The sequence below is a fragment of the Aeromonas enteropelogenes genome, assembly GCF_020097295.1.
GTDB lineage: Bacteria > Pseudomonadota > Gammaproteobacteria > Enterobacterales > Aeromonadaceae > Aeromonas > Aeromonas enteropelogenes.
In genome coordinates this window covers 1,158,611-1,181,051 of the sequence record NZ_CP083625.1, presented here as the reverse complement: position 1 = coordinate 1,181,051, position 22,441 = coordinate 1,158,611, and the positions used below count along the sequence as shown (strand labels likewise).

At 63.4% G+C, this 22,441-nt stretch carries 18 protein-coding genes; 10 read left to right on the top strand and 8 right to left on the bottom strand.

The window, feature by feature from the left end; translation table 11 throughout:
- Positions 1 to 24 precede the first annotated feature (24 nt).
- Positions 25 to 240 (bottom strand): 50S ribosomal protein L31, encoded by a 216-nt coding sequence (rpmE, locus tag LA321_RS05575; protein WP_005306787.1) that lies wholly within the window; start codon positions 238 to 240, stop codon positions 25 to 27.
- 147 nt (positions 241 to 387) lie between these two features.
- On the opposite strand from rpmE, the gene priA reads away from it, so the two are divergent.
- A complete protein-coding gene (gene priA, locus LA321_RS05570) occupies positions 388 to 2,595 on the top strand; it encodes a primosomal protein N' (RefSeq protein ID WP_082043386.1) in 2,208 nt (735 codons plus the stop codon).
- 63 nt (positions 2,596 to 2,658) lie between these two features.
- Here priA and LA321_RS05565 read toward each other — a convergent pair whose 3' ends face one another.
- Entirely contained in the window at positions 2,659 to 3,744 is a 1,086-nt protein-coding gene (locus tag LA321_RS05565) for a hypothetical protein (RefSeq protein WP_042070591.1), read from the bottom strand.
- Between the two features lie 220 nt (positions 3,745 to 3,964).
- Here LA321_RS05565 and LA321_RS05560 point away from each other — a divergent pair, with 220 nt between their 5' ends.
- From LA321_RS05560 to dtd, 4 genes are all read left to right on the top strand, one after another.
- Positions 3,965 to 5,398: a DUF2867 domain-containing protein gene (locus tag LA321_RS05560; RefSeq protein ID WP_042070589.1), complete on the top strand. Its 1,434-nt coding sequence runs from the start codon at positions 3,965 to 3,967 to the stop codon at positions 5,396 to 5,398.
- A gap of 179 nt (positions 5,399 to 5,577) precedes the next feature.
- Positions 5,578 to 6,834, top strand: coding sequence for a malic enzyme-like NAD(P)-binding protein (locus tag LA321_RS05555; protein ID WP_042070588.1), 1,257 nt, complete (start codon positions 5,578 to 5,580; stop codon positions 6,832 to 6,834).
- A gap of 163 nt (positions 6,835 to 6,997) precedes the next feature.
- Entirely contained in the window at positions 6,998 to 7,870 is an 873-nt protein-coding gene (locus tag LA321_RS05550; protein ID WP_042070586.1) for a virulence factor BrkB family protein, read from the top strand.
- Positions 7,871 to 7,956: 86 nt separating this feature from the next.
- Complete coding sequence (gene dtd, locus LA321_RS05545) at positions 7,957 to 8,394, top strand: D-aminoacyl-tRNA deacylase (RefSeq protein WP_042070585.1); 438 nt, start codon at positions 7,957 to 7,959, stop codon at positions 8,392 to 8,394.
- Here the strand turns inward: dtd and LA321_RS05540 are convergent.
- Entirely contained in the window at positions 8,383 to 9,063 is a 681-nt protein-coding gene (locus LA321_RS05540; RefSeq protein WP_042070668.1) for a spermidine synthase, read from the bottom strand. The two genes, dtd and LA321_RS05540, sit on opposite strands and share 12 nt — an antisense overlap.
- A 51-nt stretch (positions 9,064 to 9,114) precedes the next feature.
- On the opposite strand from LA321_RS05540, the gene LA321_RS05535 reads away from it, so the two are divergent.
- Complete coding sequence (locus LA321_RS05535; RefSeq protein WP_042070583.1) at positions 9,115 to 10,035, top strand: bifunctional GNAT family N-acetyltransferase/hotdog fold thioesterase; 921 nt, start codon at positions 9,115 to 9,117, stop codon at positions 10,033 to 10,035.
- 45 nt (positions 10,036 to 10,080) lie between these two features.
- On the opposite strand, the gene LA321_RS05530 is transcribed toward LA321_RS05535, so the two are convergent.
- From LA321_RS05530 to gntU, 4 genes are all read right to left on the bottom strand, one after another.
- Positions 10,081 to 12,159 (bottom strand): AsmA family protein, encoded by a 2,079-nt coding sequence (locus LA321_RS05530; RefSeq protein ID WP_042070582.1) that lies wholly within the window; start codon positions 12,157 to 12,159, stop codon positions 10,081 to 10,083.
- Between the two features lie 152 nt (positions 12,160 to 12,311).
- Entirely contained in the window at positions 12,312 to 14,381 is a 2,070-nt protein-coding gene (gene recG / locus LA321_RS05525) for an ATP-dependent DNA helicase RecG (RefSeq protein ID WP_042070580.1), read from the bottom strand.
- 192 nt (positions 14,382 to 14,573) lie between these two features.
- Positions 14,574 to 15,923 (bottom strand): CDP-diacylglycerol--serine O-phosphatidyltransferase, encoded by a 1,350-nt coding sequence (pssA, locus tag LA321_RS05520; RefSeq protein WP_042070579.1) that lies wholly within the window; start codon positions 15,921 to 15,923, stop codon positions 14,574 to 14,576.
- 152 nt (positions 15,924 to 16,075) lie between these two features.
- Complete coding sequence (gene gntU / locus LA321_RS05515) at positions 16,076 to 17,416, bottom strand: gluconate transporter (RefSeq protein WP_042070578.1); 1,341 nt, start codon at positions 17,414 to 17,416, stop codon at positions 16,076 to 16,078.
- A gap of 245 nt (positions 17,417 to 17,661) precedes the next feature.
- On the opposite strand from gntU, the gene LA321_RS05510 reads away from it, so the two are divergent.
- Genes LA321_RS05510 through LA321_RS05500 form a run of 3 tightly spaced genes read left to right on the top strand, consistent with a single transcriptional unit; the run spans position 17,662 to position 20,615 of the window.
- On the top strand, positions 17,662 to 18,171 hold the full coding sequence (locus LA321_RS05510; protein WP_026456630.1) for a gluconokinase: 510 nt from the start codon (positions 17,662 to 17,664) through the stop codon (positions 18,169 to 18,171).
- A complete protein-coding gene (edd, locus tag LA321_RS05505; RefSeq protein WP_042070576.1) occupies positions 18,168 to 19,964 on the top strand; it encodes a phosphogluconate dehydratase in 1,797 nt (598 codons plus the stop codon). Before LA321_RS05510 ends, edd begins: the two co-directional genes overlap by 4 nt.
- 9 nt (positions 19,965 to 19,973) lie before the next feature.
- On the top strand, positions 19,974 to 20,615 hold the full coding sequence (locus LA321_RS05500) for a bifunctional 4-hydroxy-2-oxoglutarate aldolase/2-dehydro-3-deoxy-phosphogluconate aldolase (protein WP_042070574.1): 642 nt from the start codon (positions 19,974 to 19,976) through the stop codon (positions 20,613 to 20,615).
- Positions 20,616 to 20,689: 74 nt separating this feature from the next.
- On the opposite strand, the gene LA321_RS05495 is transcribed toward LA321_RS05500, so the two are convergent.
- A complete protein-coding gene (locus LA321_RS05495; protein ID WP_042070573.1) occupies positions 20,690 to 21,697 on the bottom strand; it encodes a substrate-binding domain-containing protein in 1,008 nt (335 codons plus the stop codon).
- A gap of 88 nt (positions 21,698 to 21,785) precedes the next feature.
- Here LA321_RS05495 and LA321_RS05490 point away from each other — a divergent pair, with 88 nt between their 5' ends.
- A complete protein-coding gene (locus LA321_RS05490) occupies positions 21,786 to 22,436 on the top strand; it encodes a Qnr family pentapeptide repeat protein (RefSeq protein WP_042070571.1) in 651 nt (216 codons plus the stop codon).
- Positions 22,437 to 22,441: the final 5 nt, after the last annotated feature.

Genomic DNA, 22,441 nt, shown 5'->3' with positions numbered 1-22,441 from the left:
TTTCAGAATTCTTCAGAAGTAAGATTACTTCTTGGTGGTCATCGCACCGAAACGCTTGTTGAACTTGTCTACGCGGCCGCCGCTAGAAACTTCTTTCTGCTTGCCGGTGTAGAACGGGTGGCACTCGGAGCACACGTCCAGGTTCAGATCTTTACCAACGGTAGAGAAAGTGTTGATGACGTTACCGCAAGAGCACTTGGCGGTGATGGCTACGTAGTCAGGATGGATACCAGCTTTCATGGACAACCTCAATTAATAGGCCGTGTCGCCATCCGATCTCTTGTCGGACACCACACGATTGTTGAACACAGTTTCAAAGGCTGCGAATAATATAGGAAATGCCTGAGATCAGGCAAGTGGCTTCGCAGAAAAAATAGGCAACCCCTGGTGAATTCTTCCCAAACGCTGGATCTGGTTCGTGTGGCTGTGCCGGTGCCGTTACGCCGTCATTTCGACTATCTCTCCCCCCTGCCTCTGCCCGAACCCGGTTGCCGGGTCGAGATCCCTTTCGGCCCCCAGACTCTGGTCGGTCTGGTGGTGGATCACCCGGCCGAGAGCCAGGTGCCCCGCAACAAGCTCAAGCCCATCAAGCGCGTACTCGATGCGACGCCGGTGCTGGGGCCGGACATACTGGCGCTGATGAACTGGAGCGCCGGCTACTATCAGCATCCCTTGGGCGAGGTGCTGCCCCATGCCCTGCCGGTGCTGGTGCGCAAGGGAGAGCCCGCCGCCTATCGGGAGCTGGAGTTCTGGTTTGCGACCGAGGCCGGTATGGCAATCGATCTCAATGAGCTCAAGCGGGCGGCCAAGCAGCAGCAGGCCCTCGCACTGCTGCGCAAGGGGCCGCAGACCCCCTCCGCCCTCAAGCAGGAGGAGATCCAGAGCGCTGCCCTCACTGCGCTGGAGAAGAAGGGGCTGCTGGAGAAGCGCAGCCTGGAGCCGAGCCACGACGGTGACTGGGCTACCCATTTTGAGCCGGGCGAGGGGCTGCGCCTCAACGGTGAGCAGGCGCTGGCGGTCTCCGCCGTCACCAGCCAGAGCGACAAGTTCGGCGCCTTTTTGCTGGATGGCATCACCGGCTCCGGCAAGACCGAAGTCTATTTGAGCATCCTCGAACCCCTGCTCAAGGCGGGCAAGCAGGCGCTGGTGATGGTGCCGGAGATCGGCCTCACCCCGCAGACCATCAATCGCTTTCGCCGCCGCTTCAACGTGCCCGTGGTGGCGATGAACTCCGCCATGAACGACAGGGAGCGTCTCGACGCCTGGCTCGCCTGCCGTGACGGGGGCGCCGCCATCCTGATCGGTACCCGCTCCGCCGTGTTCACCCCGTTCAAGCATCTCGGCATCATCATCATCGACGAGGAGCACGACGGCTCCTTCAAGCAGCAGGACGGCTTTCGCTACCACGCCCGGGATCTCGCCGTGATGCGTGCCCATCGGGCCGGCATTCCCATCCTGCTCGGTTCGGCCACCCCCTCGCTGGAGACGCTGCACAACGCCCGCAGCGGCAAGTATCACCACCTCAGCCTGACCCGCCGCGCCGGTAACGCCCAGACTGCTCGCCAGGTGATCCTGGACATCAAGAACGTGCGGCTGCAGGCCGGGCTCTCCCCCCAGCTGGAGCAGCTGATGGCGGAACATCTGGCCGCTGGCAATCAGGTGATGCTGTTTCTCAATCGCCGCGGCTATGCGCCGGCCCTCATCTGCCATCAATGTGGCTGGAGCGCCGCCTGCGAGCGGTGCGATGCCTGGTACACCTGGCACCAGGCCGGACGACGGCTGCACTGTCATCACTGCGACAGTATTCGTCCTTTACCCCATCATTGTCCCGAGTGTGGCAGCAGCGAACTGATCGGCTCAGGTGTCGGCACCGAGCAGCTTGAGCAGCTGCTCACCACGGTTTTTCCGCAATACCCTGTGGTGCGCATCGATCGGGACAACACCCGCCGCAAAGGGGAGCTGGAGGCCCATCTCGGCGACATCAAGGCGGGCAAGTACAAGATCCTGATCGGTACCCAGATGCTGGCCAAGGGCCATCACTTTCCGGACGTGACATTGGTAGGACTGCTGGATGTGGATGGCGCCCTGTTCAGCGCCGATTTTCGGGCCGCCGAAAAGCTGGCCCAGCTCTATACCCAGGTAGCGGGTCGTGCCGGTCGCGCCAGCAAGCCGGGGCTGGTGGTATTGCAGAGCCATCACCCGGAGCACGCCCTGCTGCAGGATCTGACCCAGAATGGCTATGGCCACTTTGCCGATACGGCGCTGAAAGAGCGTCGCCTGCTGGGGCTGCCGCCGTTCAGCTATCAGGGGCTGTTTCGGGCCGAGGCCAACGGCCGTGACGAGGTGCAGCTGTTTCTTACCCGTCTCGCCGAGACGCTACGCAGCGCCCGTTATCCCCATCTGCAGGTGCTCGGGCCCATCAGCGGTTTCATGGAGCGCAAGGCGGGCAAGTTCCGCATGCAGTTGCTGGTGCAGGGGCCCAGCCGGGCAACCCTGGCCCAGCTGCTGGATTGGGCGGTGAAAGAGCTGGAGGGCTGGCCCGAGACCAAGAAGGTGCGTTGGAGTCTGGATATCGATCCCACCGAGCTGAGCTAAGCCGGTTCAAGCGGTCACTGGCACGTCTCGTCAGTGGCCAAGCTTGCGATCTTGCATCCGGGTTCAGACCCTCAGGTCGACCTGCTGCACCCAGCCCCCCTTGCCCTGCTCGATCACATAGAGGCCGGACTGGCGCAACACCCCCTGACTGCCGCCCTCGCCGAGGTGGTTGAAGGGGGTATCGAGGGGGCGCAGCAGGATGGCGCCGATCCCCAGCTCCACCAGGGCGATGGGGGCCTTCTCCGGCTGCCAGAACTGCAGCGCCGAGAATTGGCTGTCCCGCTCGTCCAGCACCCCGTTGCCATCTTCATCCAGGGTCGCCAGCTCACCGAAGCCGTTGCCGGAGCGGGCGCCAAACAGCTCGCCTCCGTCATCTATGGTGCCGTTGCCGTTGCGATCCAGCGCTACGAAGCCACTCCCCTCACCGAGGCCTGGCAGGCTGTCCGCCTTGCCATCCTGATCGATGTCGAAATTGACCCGTGCCTCGGTCAGATCGGCTATCTTGCCGTCCAGGCTGAGCACCAGCGGATCCTTGAGGGCATTCAGGGTGGTGCGGCGCTGGCTCACCTCCAGCTGACGCCAGTCGAGCACAAAGCCGAGATCCAGCTGCAGGGTCTGGCCATCGTTGGTCTGGACGCTGGCCGATGCGATCACCTTGAGTTGTTCCTGTTGCAGCAGGGTGTCAGTCACCTCCACCACCTGATCCTGACTGGCAGCCTGGCCGGTTGACCCTCTTTGAGTGGAAGCTGCCCCCTCCTGATGGCTCTGCTGGATAGGGTCGGGCACCTCGATCTCGTGGCCGACCATGGCTTCGATCATCAGCTTGATGAGGCGCTGGCGGTTATCCAGTCCGTCGTTGGGGATGCCGTCTTGTTCCTCGCTCTTGCCGGTTTCGGCGGGTTTGGCCAGCGCTGTAGTGGGGGTGGCCTGCGGCTGACTGGTGGCGGCGCGGCTGGTCCCTTGCCGTATCAGGGAGTTGGTCTGTGTCAGCATGAGGCTGGTGCGCGCCTCGTTGGTGGTGGCGGGCGTTTGCGTGCCTGCCGGATTGATAGCCGCAGCCGCGGGCCCCAGGTTGCGTACCTTGCGGGCCTGCGCCTGTTGCTGCCGGTATTGCACCTCCCCCTGGAGGTCGTAGTGATCGATGCGCATCCCTGTGCCCTCGACGCTATCCACCTGGTCATTTATCGACCGCATGCAGAAGAGGGATTAACACCGAATCGCACTAAGCGGCGACTCTGTTATCTTGATGTTGCAAAGTGGCCGTCAGACAGCATGATGGTGAGGCCCGCATGCGGGTATGGAGATGGCGCCCTGTATAAGCTCTGCTGACGGCTGGGCGGCGTCTGAATTGAGCGGGACGGAGGTGGTGATGCGTGATTGTCTGGTGATGGGTGCGGCGGGGTATATAGGTTCTTATTTGGTGCCTCATCTGCAAACGCTGGGCTACAGGGTGGTTGCCGGGGCGCGTCGTCCCTGCCGGTTGCCAGCCGGAGTGGAGTTTCGTCTCGCCGACAGTCTCAAGCCTGCGACCCTGCCATCGGCGCTGGCAGGCATAGATACCGTCTTCTATCTGGTGCACGCCATGGGGGCGGGAGCCGATTTTCACCGGTTGGAGCAGCAGGGGGTGAAGAACTTCGCCGCCGCCGCGCGGGCCGCCGGGGTGCGCCGCATCATCTATCTTGGCGCCATTCAGCCGGAGCGGTGCAACAGCCGCCACCTCAACTCCCGCCGTCACTGCGGCGAGCTGTTCCGCGCCGCCGGCGTGCCGACGGTGGAGCTGCGCGCCGGCATCATCATAGGGCCCGGCTCTGCCGCCTTCGAGGTGATGCGGGATCTGGTGTTCAACCTGCCGATGATGGTGACCCCCAAGTGGGTGCGCTCGCGCACGCCCCCCATCGCGCTTTCCAACCTGCTGCACTATCTGGGCGGGCTGGTGGAGGCCGAGGGGGTGGACGGCCAGATCTTCAATGCCGCCGGCCCCGAGCTGCTCAGCTATCAGCAGCAGTTGCAGAAGTTTGCCGCCCACATCGGCAAGCGCTGCCCCATAGTACCGCTGCCGTTTCTGAGCCCGCGCCTCTCCGCCTGGTGGCTGCAATTTGTTACCTCGGTGCCGCAGCCGGTGGCCAAGGCGCTGGTGGGGGGGCTCAAACACGATATTCCGGCGGATGACGGTCCGCTGCGGACCCTGCTGCCGCAAGCGCTGCTCAGCTTCGACGAGGCGCTGACGGAGAGCCTGGCGCTGGAGCAGCGGCTCGGGGCCGAACAGCAGGGGGAAGAGACGCCGCTCGGTCTGCGCTGGCGCCATCCCGAGTACGGCTTCTATGACCGCACCGCCAGCGGGGAGGCCATCTGCCTCGCCGCCCCCGAAGTGGTGTGGCAGGTGTTGCAACAGCTGGGGGGCGAGAAGCGCTACTTCTACATGAACCAGCTGTGGGTGGTGCGCGAATGGATGGATCACCTGATCGGTGGCCCGGCCCTGACCCGTGGTCGCACCAATCCGGATCGTTTCGTGAAGGGGGACATGCTGGACTCCTGGCAGATCCTCGGGGTGGACGAAGGGCGCAGGCTGGATCTTCTGTTCAACATGAAGGCGCCCGGTGTCGGGCGGCTTGAGTTCAACATACTGCCGGAGGAGTCTGGCCTGACTCGGCTCAAGGTGACGGCCCACTGGCATCCACAGGGGGCCTGGGGACTGGCCTACTGGCTCGCCATGTTGCCGTTCCACCTCTTCATCTTTCAGGGGATGACGGAGGCGATTGCCCGAGAGGCTGAGGCGATGGCGGGGATACCCGTCATGGATTGAAACCATATCTATAACTAAATAGGTATTACTGACTGGTATGACATGCTGATTACTGGCTTGTCGGCGCCATGATGGCGATACTTTCCTCTGTGAAAGCCCGCCGGTTTTCTTTATGATCCCCAGCCCTCGCCATCGGCGAGCCAATGCACCACTCATTCACATCCGTATCGGGGTCACCCATGTCCGATCAGCGTCACGATCTTCGTCAACAAGCACTCGATTACCACGCTCAGCCCGTACCGGGCAAAATTGCCATCGCCCTCACCAAGCCCGCCGAGACCGCCCGCGATCTGGCGCTGGCCTACAGCCCTGGTGTGGCAGAGCCGGTACGCGAGATTGCCGCCAACCCGGCCGATGCCTACCGTTATACCGGCAAGGGCAACCTGGTGGCCGTCATCTCCAACGGCACCGCCATCCTGGGATTGGGCAATCTGGGTCCGTTGGCCTCCAAGCCGGTAATGGAGGGCAAGGCCCTGCTGTTCAAGCGTTTTGCCGGTATCGACGCCATCGACATCGAGGTGAAGCACGAAACCAGCCAGCAGTTCATCGACACGGTCGCCGCCATTGCCGATACCTTCGGCGGCATCAACCTGGAAGACATCAAGGCTCCCGAGTGCTTCGAGATCGAGCAGGCGCTGATCGAGTGCTGCGACATCCCGGTGTTCCACGATGACCAGCACGGCACCGCCATCGTCACCGCCGCCGGCCTGCTCAATGCGCTGGAAGTGCAGGGCAAGGAGATTGGCAGCAGCCGCATCGTCTGCATGGGGGCGGGTGCTGCCGCCACCGCCTGCATGGAGCTGCTGATCAAATGTGGCGCCAAGCCGCACAACATCTTCATGCTGGACCGTCAGGGCGTGATCCACACCGGTCGCACCGATCTGAACCAGTACAAGCAGCGCTTCGCCAACGACACCCCGCTGCGTACCCTGATGGAGGTGATCGACGGGGCTGACGTATTCGTCGGCGTCTCCGGCCCGGACGTGCTGCCCGCCGAGGCGGTGGCCCTGATGGCCCCCAACCCGGTGATCTTCGCCTGCTCCAACCCGGACCCCGAGATCAAGCCGGCGCTGGCCCACGGAGTGCGCGGCGACCTCATCATGGGTACCGGTCGCTCCGACTACCCGAACCAGATCAACAACGTGCTCTGCTTCCCTTTCATCTTCCGCGGCGCCCTGGACGCCCGTGCCAGCCGCATCAACGATGCCATGAAGATTGCGGCGGTCGAGGCGATCCGTGGTCTGGCCAAGGAGCCGGTACCGGCCGAGGTGCTGACCGCCGCTGGCGTGAGCGAGCTCGCCTTCGGCAAGGATTACGTCATTCCCAAGCCGATGGATGCCCGCCTGCTGCCGCGCGTCGCCCGCGCCGTGGCGCTGGCGGCGGTGGAATCCGGTGTCGCCCGCACCGAACTGCCCGCCGACTATATGCTCTCTTGAGTCAGTGCAAACGGCCCCATCATCGGGGCCGTTTTTTTATAAGCAGGATTGGGCTGAGGGGGTGAAGGGGGCCTGTGTTGACAGGTCAATCCGGGCGCAGAGGTGGTCAAACAGCGCTCCCCTCTGACACAATGACTGCATGACGACGCTTACGAGAATCAAGATGCAGCAGCAAATTCACGGCCGTTTGGCCCACGCCCTCTCCTTCTTGCGCCACGATGGCCGCCACTTCATCCAGTTTGTCTGGGGTCGCTTCCAGCAGGACAGGCTGACGGTGACCGCCGGTTATCTCGCCTATGTCACTCTGCTCTCCCTAGTGCCCATGATCGCCGTGGTGTTCGGCATGATGTCCGCCTTCCCGGTATTCCAGAGCATCAAGCAGCAGATGGAGCGGTTCGTCTACCACAACTTCGTGCCCACTGCGGGCGATATGGTCAAGGAGTACATCGACGGCTTCGTGGCCAATGCCACCAACACCACGGCGGTGGGGATCGGCGCCCTGATCGTGGTGGCCCTGATGCTGATTTCGGCCATCGACAAGAACCTCAACTACATCTGGCGCTCGACCCAGAGCCGGCCGCTGGCCCAGGCATTCGCCATGTACTGGATGATCCTGACCCTGGGACCCGTGCTCATCGGGGCCAGCATCGCCATCTCCTCCTACATACTGTCGCTGCGCTTCCTGTCGGAGGAGAGTCTGTTCGGCGCCGGCTACCTGCTGCTGCGCAGCCTGCCGTTCCTCTTCTCGGTGCTCACCTTCCTGCTGGTCTATACCGTGGTACCCAACTGCAAGGTACGGCTGGTGCACGCCTTCATTGGCGCCCTGGTGGCGGCCACCCTGTTTGAGCTGGCCAAGCGCGGCTTTGCCATCTACATCACCAACTTTCCCTCCTATCAGGCCATCTATGGCGCCCTGGCGACCATTCCGATCCTATTTGTCTGGGTGTATCTGAGCTGGCTGGTGGTGCTGCTTGGCGCGGAAACCACCGCCTGCCTCGGTGAATACGAGAAGCCGGCGAGCGAGGAGCTTGCCTAAGCCGTCGCCTTGCCGGCGGTTTTATTGGTAGCATCGACGACCGCCCTTCCCGAAGGGCGGTCGTTCTGTTTTGAGAGGAGAGGGATGTGATTGCATTGATTCAGCGGGTGTCCGAGGCCAGCGTGACCGTCGAGGGCGAAGTAACCGGGGCCATCGGTCGGGGGCTGCTGGTGCTGCTCGGGGTGGAGCAGGGAGATGACGAGGCCAAGGCCGACAAGCTGCTGCACAAGGTGAGCGGCTACCGGATCTTCTCCGACGAGAATAGCAAGATGAACCTCAACGTGGGCCAGGCCGGTGGCAGCCTGCTGGTGGTCTCCCAGTTCACCCTGGCGGCGGATACCGGCAAGGGGATGCGCCCGAGCTTCTCCGGCGGGGCCCATCCGGCGGAGGCCGAGCGGCTTTACGACTACTTTGTGGCACAGGCCCGGGCGGGGGAGATCCCGACCGAGACGGGGCGCTTTGCCGCCGATATGAAGGTGGCGCTGGTCAACGACGGCCCGGTGACCTTCTGGCTACAGGTCTGATTCGTCGCCCTGGCGCGGCCGGGTGTGGACGATCACGTTGACGAAACCGGGCACCGGATAGGGGGTGGTGGGGCCGACCCACTGCTCCAGCAGCAGCAGGGCCTGGCTCAGCTCGAGCCGGGTGCGGGGCAGCAGGTTGACGATGAGATCCCCGCTCAGGCGGGGAGCCAGTGCCCGATAGATCCGCTCCTGAAACAGTTGTAGCGGGTTGCCATCCTGGCTGAAGAGATCGAGCAGCACCAGGTCGTAGCTGGCCTCGCTCTGCTCGAGGAAGGCGAGGGCATCGGCCTGATGCACCTGGGGGGCGCGGTTATCTTCTTCTCCGGGATGCTGGAAAAACTGGCGATAGAGGGTGATCACCTCCTCGTCCAGCTCGACGCATTCGTGCCTGGCCGCGGGCCAGCGGCGCCGGATATGGCGCGTCAGATCGCCGCCTCCCAGTCCCAGCTCGAGGATGTTGTCAGCCTGCTGTGGCAGCAGGCAGGCGATCACCTGTTGGTGGGGCAGGCAGAGGGCCGCAGGGTCGTTCAGTGACATGGCGGATTGCACCACGCCGTCGATTTCGAGCCAGCGATGGTGGGAATTTTCCTGCACCGAGAGGCGGCGCCGGGGCTGGACACTAAGGTGCAATAAGTGGTCGGCTTGGTACGCTTGCAGATTGAAGTCCATGAATTTGCACGGCAAGATGGTTTTCGACCAGTGTAACTCAAGGATGGAACTATGTACCGGGTGGTCACCCCCCAAACGGCAGACGAGCTGGATGCCTATTATCAGTTGCGCTGGGAACTACTGCGTAAACCCTTCAATCTGCCCCTCGGTTCCGAGCGGGACGAATACGACTCCGTTGCCATTCACCGCCTGATGCTGGCACCCGATGGTACTCCCATTGCCGTCGGTCGTCTGTTTGTCGGCGGTGACGAGGCGCAGATCCGCTTCATGGCGCTGCGCCCGGAATATCGCGGCCAGGGGCTGGGCGCCCGCATGGTGGAAGATCTCGAGCAGCTGGCTCTGAGCGAGAAGGTCAAACGACTGGTGATGAACGCCCGTCAGGAGGCGGTGGAGTTCTACCGCAGGTGCGGCTTTCTCGAGGTGGGTGAAGGGCCCGTCTCCTTCGGTCGCATTCCGCACCGTCAGATGATCAAGTCCCTGACCCCCATGCAGACCATCCAGTACCGCCCCGAGTGGTGCCAGGATCTCACCACCCGCTGGTCCAGGGGGATTCCCATCAGCGAGAAGATGGGGATGCACATCACCCACTACGACGGTCAGACCTTCCACCTCAAGGCCAACCTGGCGGCCAACCTCAATGTGCACGACACCATGTTTGCCGGCAGCATCTACAGCCAGTGCGTACTGGCGGGTTGGGGCCTGATCTGGCTGCAGCTCAAGGAGGCCGGGCTGATGGGGGACATAGTGCTGGCGGAGGGCAACATCAAGTACTACCGCCCGGTCGACGAGGAGCCGGAGGCGCGGGTCGCCCGGGAGGGCATGCCCGCTGTGCTGGAGCCGCTCAAGAGCGGGGAGTCCGCCAAGTTCAGTCTCAAGATCAAGCTGTTCAGCGGTGACAAGCTGGCGGTGGAATTCGTTGGCCAGTACGTGGTGCAACCCATCAAGCGGCGCGGTCAGGCACCGGTGCTGTAACCGGTTGTGCGATGCAAACAAGGCCTCATGATGAGGCCTTGTTGTTTACTGCTCTGCCGGCGCTTCCTGCCCGGTCTGGGCTTTTGCCGCGGGAGCCGGTCGCCAGAGCGGGGCGCTGCGACCTTGGGCGGGGTAGCGGACACCCACCTCCCAGCCACATGACGCCTGTTTCTGCGGGAAGGCCCAGGTCAGGGTTGGCGCCGAGAGCGGTCCGCGCCACTGACCGGTCAGTTCGGCGCAGCGCTTGCCATTGAGCACGCCCAGATCCAGCTGCCACTGTTCGTTGACCAGGTCGATCCCCCCCTGCAGGGCCAGCAGGTGGGTGATGGTGGAGGCGCCCGCCTGTTCGACGCTCAGCTGGCCATTCTCGATCTTGCCTTGTAGTTTGATGCGGTAGAAGGGGGTATCCCCCTCCTGCATCGCCTGCCACAGTTGCTCCGGGGTGAAAGTGGGCGGGGTTGCCCCCTTGAACCACTCATCCAGCAGGGGATCTATCTTCACCTTGTCCCAGAAGGGCTCGTCGGCGTCGAGGGCGAAGCTTCCCTGCAGGGTGCTGCGCCACTCGCCGGCGCTCTTGCCGTGCGTCGCCTGCAGATCGGCGTTGAGATCCGCCTTGCCCGCGAAGGAGACGGGGGAGTGCAGTATCTTGCCCCACTGATCCAGATCCAGCCTGGTGGCGTTCAGTTGCAGGCGGCTGAGCTGGCCCGGCTCCCGTCCCCACTGGCCGCTCAGGTTGAGGCTCCCCTCATCCGGCAGCGAGCTGGTGAGCTTGTCGAGCTGCCAGGTGCTGGGGGTCAGCTCCCCATCCAGCTCGCCGTTGCGGGCGCTGAGACCATCCCATACCAGCTCGAACCACTTGCTCTCGACGCGGGCGCGGCCGAACAGGGGGCCGGGCTGGTTGCCCCGCAGGCTCAAATCGGTCAGGTAGAGCTGCCAGCCGGTCAGCGACAAGGGCAGGCTGTCATCGAAGGAGAGTACCTTGAGCTTGTCAAACGCCAGCTTGCGGATGTCGATCTGCTGTGGCCGCCAGCTCTGCCAATCCTGCCACCACCCCTGGGGCAGGCTGATGTCCATGCCGCTCAGGGCCATGTCTTTCAAAGTCAGCTTCTGCTGCTGGCTATCGAGGGCCAGCTCCAGGTTGAACTCCCCCTCGTAGGCTTTGCCCTGCAGTTCGCCCTCGAGCTGTTGGGGGGAGAAGGCGAGCTTGCCCTTGATGGCTTCCAGCTGGAACAGGCCACGCCCCATGTCGCCCAGGGTGCCGGCCAGATAGCCGCTCGGCTGGCTACCTGTCTGCCAGTTGAAGGCGGTGAGCTGGCCGCTGAAGTTGTTGAAGGCGAGCTCCTGCCTGATGTCGTTGATGCTCACCTCATCGAACTGGCCCCGATCCAGGCTGACCTGGCGCAGGGGGAAGGGATGTTGTGCCAGATCCCCCAGCTCGACTCGCATGCCGCGTGCCTTGAGATCGCGCAGTTGCAGGCTGCGGGCGGGCCAGTCCAGTACCAGACCCGTCTCCAGCAGGCCGTCGAACAGGTTGGTGATCAGCTTGTCGCTGGACAGTACCTCCCCTTCCAGCCGCCCCTTCAGGTTGAGGCGGGCGAAGGTGAATTGCGGTGTCTCCAGCTGGCCTATGTTGAGGGTCAGGTTAGCCTGTGGCTGGCGTTTCGGGTCGATAAGCTCCCAGTCGCTCAGGGTGGCGTTGAGGCCGCGCAGGGTCAGGGCATCGCTCTGCAGGCTGAGGCGATCTATGGTGCTGTCGGCGATGGTGAGGGAGCGGATCGGCAAGTCTGGCAGCCGGTTCGGTAGCGGCAGCTTGATGGTCGGACGAATGAGATCGAGATGGGCGATGCGCACGTCGCGATTGAGCCAGTCAATGTTCTCTATCTCCAGATAGAGCTTGTCGAGGGTGACCGCATCACCGTAGCGCACCTGTTCGGCCAGCAGGGTATAGGGGTGGAGCGGGTTGAACACCAGCCGGCCAATGCTGACGGGCACCCCGGTCTGCTGGCTGATCCAGCTGGCGATGGGGCCCTTGGCCCGTTCGGCGTCGAACAACCCGAGGGCGACCCAGACAAACAGCAGCAGGAAGGCGAAGGTGTAGAGCAGGCCGCGTAGCCAGGAATTCATGAGTGCTTTCCTCCTGTTTCTGTTTGCGTGATCAGGCGTTGGAGTAGTGGTCCCGCAGCCCCGGCCAACGGCGGATCAGCGGGTCGACATGGGATGAAACGGATGCTTGTCCACCAGGAACTTTTGACATCATTCCACCTTTTTTCCTCTGCTCAAGCGTTGGAGTAGTGATCCCGCAGTCCCAGCCACCGTCGGATCAAGGGTTCGACATGATCTGGGTGCCTGTCCATCAAGAAGCGCGCCATCTTCTGTACCTGGGGGATAAGCGGCTGGTCGCGCACCAGATCGGCGATCTTGAGATCGGCCAGCCCGGTCTGACGGGTGCCGAGCAGTTCCCCCGGGCCGCGCAGTTCCAGATCGCGCTGGGCGATCTGGAAGCCGTCATTGGTCTCGCGCAGCACCCCGAGCCGGCTCTGGGCCGTTTTGGACAAGGGAGCATGATAGAGCAGCACGCAATGGGAGGCCACCGCCCCCCGGCCGACCCGGCCGCGCAGCTGATGCAGCTGAGCCAGCCCCAGCCGCTCAGGGTTCTCGATGATCATCAGGCTGGCGTTGGGCACATCCACCCCCACTTCGATGACGGTGGTAGCGACCAGCAACTGCAAAATACCCGCCTTGAACTCCTCCATCACCCGCTGCTTCTCGATCGGTCGCATCCGGCCGTGCACCAGGCCGATATGCAGACCGGGCAGCAAGGCTTGCAGCTCGGCGGCAGTGTCTTCGGCGGCCTGGCACTCCAGCACCTCGGACTCCTCGATCAGGGTGCAGACCCAGTAGGCCTGCTTGCCCTCGGTGCAGGCGAGTTTGACGCGCTCGATCACATCGCCGCGACGGCTGTCGGGCAGCGCCACCGTGGTGATGGGGGTTCGGCCCGGCGGCAGCTCGTCGATGACCGAGGTGTCGAGGTCGGCATAGGCGGTCATCGCCAGGGTGCGGGGGATCGGGGTGGCGGTCATGATGAGCTGATGGGGATGCACCCCCTCCCGCTCCCCTTTCTCGCGCAGGGCGAGGCGCTGATGCACCCCGAATCTGTGCTGTTCATCGATGATGACCAGCGCCAGACGCTGGAACACCACCTGCTCCTGAAAGATGGCGTGGGTGCCCACCACCATCTTGACGCTGCCATCGGCGATGGCGGCCAGCGCCTCTTCCCGCGCCTTGCCTTTCTGCTTGCCCGCTAGCCAGCCGACCTGGATACCGAGCGGTTCCAGCCACTTGGCGAAGTTGATGGCGTGCTGTTCGGCCAGGAGTTCAGTCGGTGCCATCAACCCCACCTGACAGCCATTGCCGATGGCCTGCAGGGCGGCTAGGGCCGCCACCAGGGTCTTGCCGGAGCCCACGTCCCCCTGCACCAGCCGCATCATGGGGTGGCTCTGCTGCAGATCCTTACCTATCTCCGCCACCACCCGGCTCTGGGCTCCGGTCGGTTTAAACGGCAGGGCGCCGAGCAGTTGTTCGACCAGCTTGGGGGCCGGTTTGAGAGCCCGTGCCAGCTGGGTTTGCGACTGGGCGCGTACTTTGAGCACCGAGAGGTTGTGAGCCAGCAGCTCCTCCAGTACCAGTCGCTGCTGGGCCGGATGCTGGCCGTTTTCCAGCAGCGGCAGCGCCACCGAGGGGGGCGGGCGGTGCAGCAGGCGCAGGGCGGCGGCCAGCTCAATCTGATGGGGGTAGAGGCCGGCGGGCAGCAGCTCCTCCACCCCGTAGAGATCGAGCTGGGCCAGCGCCTGATCCGTGAGGTTGCGCAGGGTGAGCTGGCGCAGCCCTTCGGTGGTCGGATAGACGGGGGTGAGGGCCGATTCGGTCTGGCCCGCCTGATCGTCGCCGAGCAGCTTGTACTCGGGGTGGGCCATCTCCAGCCCGTACTTGCCTGGGCGCACCTCGCCGAAGCAGCGCATCAGCCGGCCCTGGGCCAGGCTGTTCTTCTGGGCGGCGGTGAAATTGAAGAAGCGCAGGGTCAGGGTGCCGGTGCCGTCGCTGATGCGGCAGACCAGCATGCGGCGGCGCCCCATCACCAGCTGGGTGTCCTGGATTTCGCCCTCGACGGCGCCGTGCAGGCCGGGCGGCAGATCGCCGATGGGCCACACCTGGGTGCGGTCCTCGTAGCGCAGAGGGAGGTGGAACAGCAGATCCTGCACCGTGGCCAGCCCCAGCCGCTCGAGTTTCTCCAGCATCTTGCTGCCGACACCCTTGAGGCTATCGAGAGGAATTTTATCCAATTTCATCAATTAGATGCCCGAAAACACTGTAAATATGTCCAGATAATAGGGTCTATTGATGTTGCGGCGCAAGCCGCGTTGCCGTGGCAAGGATGGGATGAAACGGGTGGAGGAGGCTGGCAGGGGCCGGTTTTGAGCAAGGCCTGCCGGGAATGGCAGGCCTTGTGACAGGTTGCGAAGGGGCGGTAGCGCCTCGCGTCAGATGATGCGCTTGAGCAGCAGATGCGCCTTGACCCTGTGGATCCTGGCCAGCAGTTTGCGCACTTGATCCGGGTAGTCCTTGATCTGCTCTACCTGGTCGAAGTGGCTGATCCGCTTGGTGTTGGTCAGGATGTTCTCGCGCTCGGCGTTGAACTGGGGACGCAGCAGGTGGCAACGGTCGTGGATCAGCAGGCCGTTCTCCAGATCCAGCGCCCAGGCGCGAGGGTTGAGGTTGTTGCCGGTGAGCAGGGCCCACTCGTCATCCACGAAGATCCCCTTGAGATGGTAGGAGTTGCGCTCGCAGCACCAGAGCATCAGGTTGAGACGGCCATCATCGATGTGATGCTGGTTGCGCTCGGCAAACTTGCGCAGGTTGGTCTCGTAGAGATAGGGCAGGCCGCCGATGGTGGAGAATTTCTCCTCCGGCGGGATGAAGAAGTCGTTGGCGGTCTTGTCGCCCACCACGATCGTCACCTTGCAGCCGCGAGCCAGCAGCTCCTCGATATCCTTGTTTAACTCCTTGGGCGGGTTGAAGTAGGGGGTGCAGATGAAGATCTCCCGCTCGGTGGCGCGCACCAGGTTGCGGATCATCTGGTTGAGTTGGTTGCCCCGCTTGCCCAGACCGGCCAGCGGCGTGATCGCCACCTCCTGGGTGTTGACCGGCGTGCTTTCGAAGCGGTACTGGCCGCGGCGCAGCTGCTGTTTGAAGCGGCGGATTGGCCCCTTCAGCTGCTTGGCGCTGGGGATGTCGGTGCGATCCAGGCGCTGCACCGCCTCGCTCTTCACGAACTGGTCGTCCACATAGTTGACCAGGCTGCGGGCCAGCTCGGGGCTGGCAATCTGGTGGTAACGGTCGAAGCGGTAGCGATCCTGCTGGTGCAGATAGATGTCGTTGAGGCTGGCGCCGGAGTAGAGCACCACGTCGTCGAAGACGAAGCCCTTGAGGTGGAGTACACCGAGCAGCTCGCGTCCCTTGACGGGCACGCCGTAGATTTCGATCTTGTGCTCGTGGCGGTCGGCCATCTCCTGATACATCAGGTGGTTGCCCCCCTGCTTGCCCTTGCCGATCAGGCCGCGTTGGGCGCGGTGGAAGTCGACGAACACCTTGATGTCGAGGGCGGGGTTGCGCTGTTTGGCGGCGTAGAGGGCGGCGAGGATCTCCCGTCCGGCTTCGTCATCCTGCAGATAGAGCGCGACCAGATAGATGCGGCGGGTAGCGCTGGCGATGAGCGCAAGAATGCGGCGCTTGAAATCCTGGGCACTGTAGAGCACTTCAAACTGATCCGCCGCGACGGCGATCTGGGGCAGGCGTGCAAGCAGTTGTCGATAATGGGCCGATGAATGCATAGAGAAACCTGAAATCACGGGGTTAAGCGTTCCACTCGGAGCGATGAATAGGCGATTCTAGCAATCTCGCCCTTCCAGCCAAAGAAAGAATCGTCAGAAAGATGAAAAAGGCCTCACGAAGGAGGCCTTTTTCCGGGGGATGACAGCAACGTTTAGAGGAAGCTGTAGATGATCATCGCCATCACGCCGCCTGTGGTGCCGATGATGGTTTCCATCACGGTCCAGGTCTGCAGGGTCTGCTTCTCGGAGAGGCCCAGATAGCGGTTAGCCAGCCAGAAACCGGAGTCGTTGACGTGGGAGAGCACGATGGCACCACCGCCGATGGCGATGGTCACGGCGGCCAGTTGGGCACCGTTCAGACCCAGCGGCTCCAGCATCGGCAGCACCAGGCCGCAGGCGGTCAGCATGGCCACGGTGGCAGAACCCTGGATGACCCGCACCGCGGCGGCCAGGATGAAGGCCAGGGCGACGATCGGCAGGCCTGAGTCCGCCAGCATGTTGCCAAGAGCCGCGCCCACACCGGAATCCACCAGTACCTGCTTGAACACGCCACCGGCACCGGTCACCAGGATGATGACGCCGGCGGGCTGGATGGCGCTGTTGCAGACACTCATCACCTCGTCACGGGACATGCCGCGACGAATGCCCAGCAGATAGAAGGCGGCCAGACAGGCGACCATGATGGCGGTGAAGGGGTGGCCGACAAATTCCAGCCAGCCGTGCAGGGTGGAACCTGTCTCGACAAAGCGCCCGACGATGGTCTTGAGACCGATCATCAGCAGCGGCAGACCGATGAGGCCCATGGCCAGCCCGAAGGAGGGGAGGGACTTGCTGTCGTCATGGACGCTGTTCTGGGCATCGGCGGGCAGCGGCACGTCGACGATTTTGCTGATGAACTCACCGAACAACGGGCCTGCCAGGATCAGTGCCGGCACGGCGGCGATCAGGCCGAACAGGATCATGTAGCCAAAATCGGCACCCAGCTGGGAGGCCACCAGGATGGGGCCCGGCGCCGGAATGAGGAAGGCCTGGCAGGTGGCGATACCCGCCAGCAGGGCGATACCGATCTTCACCACGCTGCCGCCGCCACGACGCACGATGGCAAACGCCACCCCGATCAGCAGCACCACGGCCACGTCGAAGAAGAGCGGCAGCGCACAGACGAAGCCGGTCAGCGCCATGGCCCAGTTGGCGCGCTTGACGCCGAACTTGCCAAGCAGGGTATGTGCCACCCGGTCGAGGGCGCCGGTCACTTCCATCACCTTGCCGAACATGGCGCCGAGCGCCACCACCACGGCCACGAAGCCCAGAGTACCGCCCATCCCTTTCTGGATGGTGGCGGCAATATCGGCCGGGTTCATGCCGGCGGCCAGACCCGCCACCATGGAGACCAGGATGAGGGAGACGACGGCGTGCAACCGGGCCTTCATCACCAGGAAGAGCAGCAGCACGATGGATCCGGCTGCCGTCATGATCAAAGAGATATCCGACATTGTTCTCTGTTCCTTTTTTAGTTGTTCAGTGGCAATGCCGCAGGACTCAGCACCAAACATAACATCATGATTTTTTTATAGATATGTTTTGGTCTGTGGCATTTAGCACGAGGCCGGAGAGTATGGGTTACTGTCTGTGGCCGGCTTCACATTTTTTGTAGTTACCGGTAACATGTTACCGGTAACGTGTTAGATTAGAACCCATCAACAGCTGGTTTTTTGAAAAGTGGGACAGAGGTCAAATTATGGCGGGTAAGTGCATTATCGTGATGGGAGTGTGTGGCAGCGGCAAGTCCAGCGTCGGTCTCAAGGTGGCCGAGGCACTGGGGGCCAAGTTCATCGATGGCGATGATCTGCACCCGAAAGCCAACATCCAGAAGATGGCCGGTGGTACCCCTCTCAACGATGAGGATCGCGCCCCCTGGCTGGAGCGGATCCGCGATGCGGCCTACAGCCTGGAACAGAAGAACGAGGTGGGTGTCATCGTCTGCTCCGCCCTCAAGAAGCAGTACCGCGACCAGATCCGCGAGGGTAACGAGTCGGTCAGCTTCCTGTTCCTGGATGGCGATCAGCCTCTGATCCTCGAACGCATGCGGGCTCGCAAGGGCCACTTCATGCGGGAAAGCATGGTACAAAGTCAGTTTGATACCCTGGAGCGCCCGGATGGCGAGGCAGGGGTCTTCCATATTGATATAGACGGCACCTTCGAACAGGTTGTTGACCGCGCCGTCACCGCGTTGGAGCAAGCCGAATGACACACAGCGTCATCTCAGAGGTTACTGCCCGCATCCGCGAGCGCAGTGCCAGCCGTCGCCAGGCCTTCCTGGCCCGCATTCAACGTCAGGCCGAGCAGGGCAAGACCCGTGCCGCCCTGGCCTGTGGCAACCTGGCCCACGCCGTCGCTGCATCCAGCTGTGACGAGAAGGGACGCATTCTCGACATGACTCGCGCCAACGTGGGCATAGTCACCGCCTACAACGACATGCTGAGCGCCCATCAGCCCTATCAGGGCTATCCGGATCAGATCAAGGCGGCGCTGGCCGAGCTGGGCCACAGCGCCCAGGTAGCCGGCGGCGTGCCCGCCATGTGTGACGGCGTGACCCAGGGCCAGCCGGGGATGGACATGTCCCTTTTCTCCCGCGATTTGATCGCCCAGGCGACGGCGCTGTCGCTGTCTCACAACACCTTTGATGCCACCCTGCTGCTCGGCATCTGCGACAAGATAGCGCCGGGCCAGATCATGGGGGCGCTCTCCCATGCCCATCTGCCGACCGCCTTCGTGCCGGCTGGCCCGATGGCGAGCGGCATCAGTAACGACGAGAAGGTGAAGGTGCGTCAGCAGTACGCCGCCGGCGAGGTGGGCCGCGATGCCCTGCTGAAGATGGAGTGCGGCGCCTACCATTCGGCCGGTACCTGCACCTTCTACGGTACCGCCAATACCAACCAGCTGGTATTTGAGGCCATGGGCCTGATGCTGCCAGGGTCCGCCTTCGTGCATCCCCACAGCGAGCTGCGCCGGGCCCTCACCGAGGAGGCCGCCCGCCGCATCAGCGCCATGATCCCGGGCTCTGCGGCTTATCGTCCGCTGAGCAAGGTGATCGACGAACGCTCCCTGGTCAACGGCCTGGTGGCCCTGCTTGCCTCCGGCGGCAGCACCAACCACAGCATCCACATGGTGGCGCTGGCCCGCGCCGCCGGCCTGGTGCTGACCTGGGACGATATCAGTGATCTCTCCGATGTTGTGCCACTGCTGGTTCGCATGTACCCGAATGGTCCGGCTGACGTGAACGCCTTCGAACAGGCGGGTGGCGTGCCGGGCCTGATGCGCCGGCTGGCCGAGGCCGATCTGCTCAACATGGACGCCGTGCCGGTATTTGGCGAGATGGCGGACTACCTTACTCGTCCTGCACTGGTCGATGGCAAGCTGGTATGGCAACCGGTCGGCGAGAGCCGGGATCCGAGCGTGCTGTCCCCCTCGGGGGCCGTATTCCAGGCCACCGGCGGCACCAAGCTGCTGGCGGGCAATCTGGGCCGCGCCGTGGTCAAGGTCTCTGCGGTCGCCCCCGAATACCGCGTCATCGAGGCGCCTGCCCGGGTCTTCTCCTCCCAGCATGCGGTGGAGGCGGCCTACAAGGCGGGGGATCTCAATCAGGATGCCGTTATCGTGGTGCGCCACAACGGCCCGGCCGCCAACGGCATGCCGGAGCTGCACAAGCTGATGCCGGTGCTCGGCAACCTGCAGAAGGCGGGCCACAAGGTGGCGCTGGTCACCGACGGTCGTCTCTCCGGCGCCTCCGGCAAGATCCCGGCCGCCATCCACGTCACCCCGGAAGCGCTGCACGGCGGGGCCATCGGCCTGCTGCAAGACGGTGATCTGCTGCGGGTGGATGCCGAATCCGGCCGTCTCGACTGCCTGACCGATTTGAGCGGCCGTACCCAGGCCGAGATTGACCTCACTCTGGAGCAAGAGGGGTGGGGCCGTGAACTGTTTAGCGTGATGCGTCGCGCGGTATCGAGCGCCGAGTGTGGCGCCACCATCTTTGACTAAGGAAGAGCTATGCAGAACTGGAAAGTGACCCCGGCCGAGGTGTTTGCCGCCTCCCCGCTGGTACCCGTGATGGTCATCAACGAACTTGAGCAGGCGCTGCCGATGGCGAAGGCGCTGCTCGATGGCGGCATCTCTGTGTTCGAGATCACCCTGCGCACCCCGGTCGCGCTCAATGCGATTGCCCTTATCGCCAAGGCGATGCCGGATGCCATGGTCGGTGCCGGTACCGTGCTCAACTGCGCTCAGTTTGATGCCGCCGTGGCCGCCGGTGCCCGCTTCGTCATCTCCCCGGGCATGACCCCGGCGCTGCTGGCCCACGCGGCCAACAGCACGGCCCCGCTGATCCCGGGGGTAGCCACTCCGTCCGAGGTGATGCAGGCGCTGGAAGCGGGCTATGACCACCTGAAATTCTTCCCGGCCGAGGCCAATGGCGGCACCAAGGCGCTGGCCGCCATCGCCGCGCCGCTGCCCCAGGTGAAGTTCTGCCCCACCGGCGGTATCGGTCCGAAGAATGTGGCCGACTATCTGGCGCTGAAATGCGTGGCCACCGTTGGCGGCTCCTGGATGCTGCCGGCCGATGCGCTCAAGAGCGGCAACTGGGAGGAGGTGACCCGCCTCTCCCGCGAAGCGGTTGAACTGGTGACACGCTGACAGATAATCATGCTTGCCAAGCTGACAGGCCACCCTCGGGTGGCCTGTTCTGTTTATGGCGCAGTGCGGGCGATTTATCCCAGGCTCTCGCCGAGATAGAGGGTAAACCCCATGTCCTTGCGGGTCTCCGCCAGGGCTTTGCCATCGAGCCGCGCCAGCAGCATGGTGGCCGCCTCGCGGCCGATCGCCTCGCGGGGGGTGGCGATACTGGCCAGCTTGGGGGTCATGGCATGGCCGATGTCGAGGGCATTGCAGCCGGCGATGGCGATCTGCTGGGGGACCGGGATCCACTTCGCCTGACACTGCAACAGGGCGCCGACCGCCAGGTCATCGTTGGTGCAGAACAGGCCGTCCAGGTCGGGATAGCGCACCAGTGCCAGATCCAGCAGCTCGCCCCCCAGAGTGAAGGTGGAAGACTGCTCGGTCAGCAGGTGCCGCCCCTCCAGGCCGAAATCCGCCATCGCCTGGTAGTAGCCCTCCATCCGCAACTGGGTGCGCACGTCGAGGCGGGCCCCGAGATAGACCAGCTTGCGGCGGCCGCGCAGCAGCATCTCTGTTACCATGGCCCGGGCAGCGGCCTTGTGATCCATGCCAACCACCATGTCGATGGGAGCCTGTGGCAGATCCATGGTCTCCACCACCGGAATGCCGGCGGTGGCGATCATCTTGCGGGTGCGCTCGGTGTGCTGGCTGTCGGAGAGGATGAGACCATCCACATGGTAGGAGAGCAGGGAGGCCACCTGCTCCTCTTCCCGTTCCGGGTTGTAGCCATAGTGGGCAAGCAGGGTCTGGTAGCCTGCGGGACGGGTCACCGACTCGATACCGTGGATCGCCGCCGAGAAGACCTGGTTGGAGAGGGAGGGGATCAGAATGCCGATCGCCTTGCTGGTGGCGTTGGAGAGAATATCCGGCGCCCGGTTGGGGATGTAGCCGAGCTCCTCCACCGCCGCCGCGATCCGCTCCCGGGTCCCCTCGGCCACGGTCTGGGGATCCCGCAAGTAACGACTGACGGTCATCTTGGTCACGCCGGTCAGGTCGGCGATGTCTTGCAGGGTGGGGCGGCGCTTGCGGGTGGTCGTCATGTCGGTGTCCAGCGTGGATGTTACGTGTAACATTACCGTTTTTACCGGACAAAGTCAGCATATGAAACCGTAGTGGAAGGATTTTCCGATGATCAGAGGCAAACATTTCGAAGGGGCTCGCTTCGAGCAACAGGATGTGGAGGGCGAGCATTTCTCCGGGTGTCACTTTATCGGGTGTGACTTCTCATGGCTGGATCTGGGCGAGTGTCGCTTCGTCGATTGCTGCTTCTATGACAGGGAGCGCGAGCTGGGTTGCCAGTTACAGGGCTGCGATCTGAGGGAGGCAAGCTTCCTGCGCTGCGATCTCACCCTGGCGGATGTCAGCCGCAGCCAGTGTCTGGGGCTGGAGATGCGTGATTGTCAGGCGATGGGCATCAACTTTGGTCACGCCAGCTTTGCCAACCAGATCACCGCCAGGAGCTACTTCTGCGAAGCCCATCTGACCGGCAACAACTTCAGCTACGCCAGCTTCGAGGGTTGCCTGCTGGAAAAATGTGAATTGAGCGGCAACCGCTGGCAGGGGGCAAACCTGCTGGGGGCTTCGCTGGCGGGATCCGATCTCAGCGGTTCCGAGTTTGGCCAGATAGAGTGGGCCAGTTTCAAGCTGCAGGGTTGTGACCTGCGCCAGTGTGATCTGCCCGGGCTGGATCTGCGGCGGGTCGATCTGACCGGGGTGCAGATAAATGAAGATCAGCAGCAGACCCTGCTGGAGCAGATCGGGCTTGTTGTCTTTCCCTGAGCGGG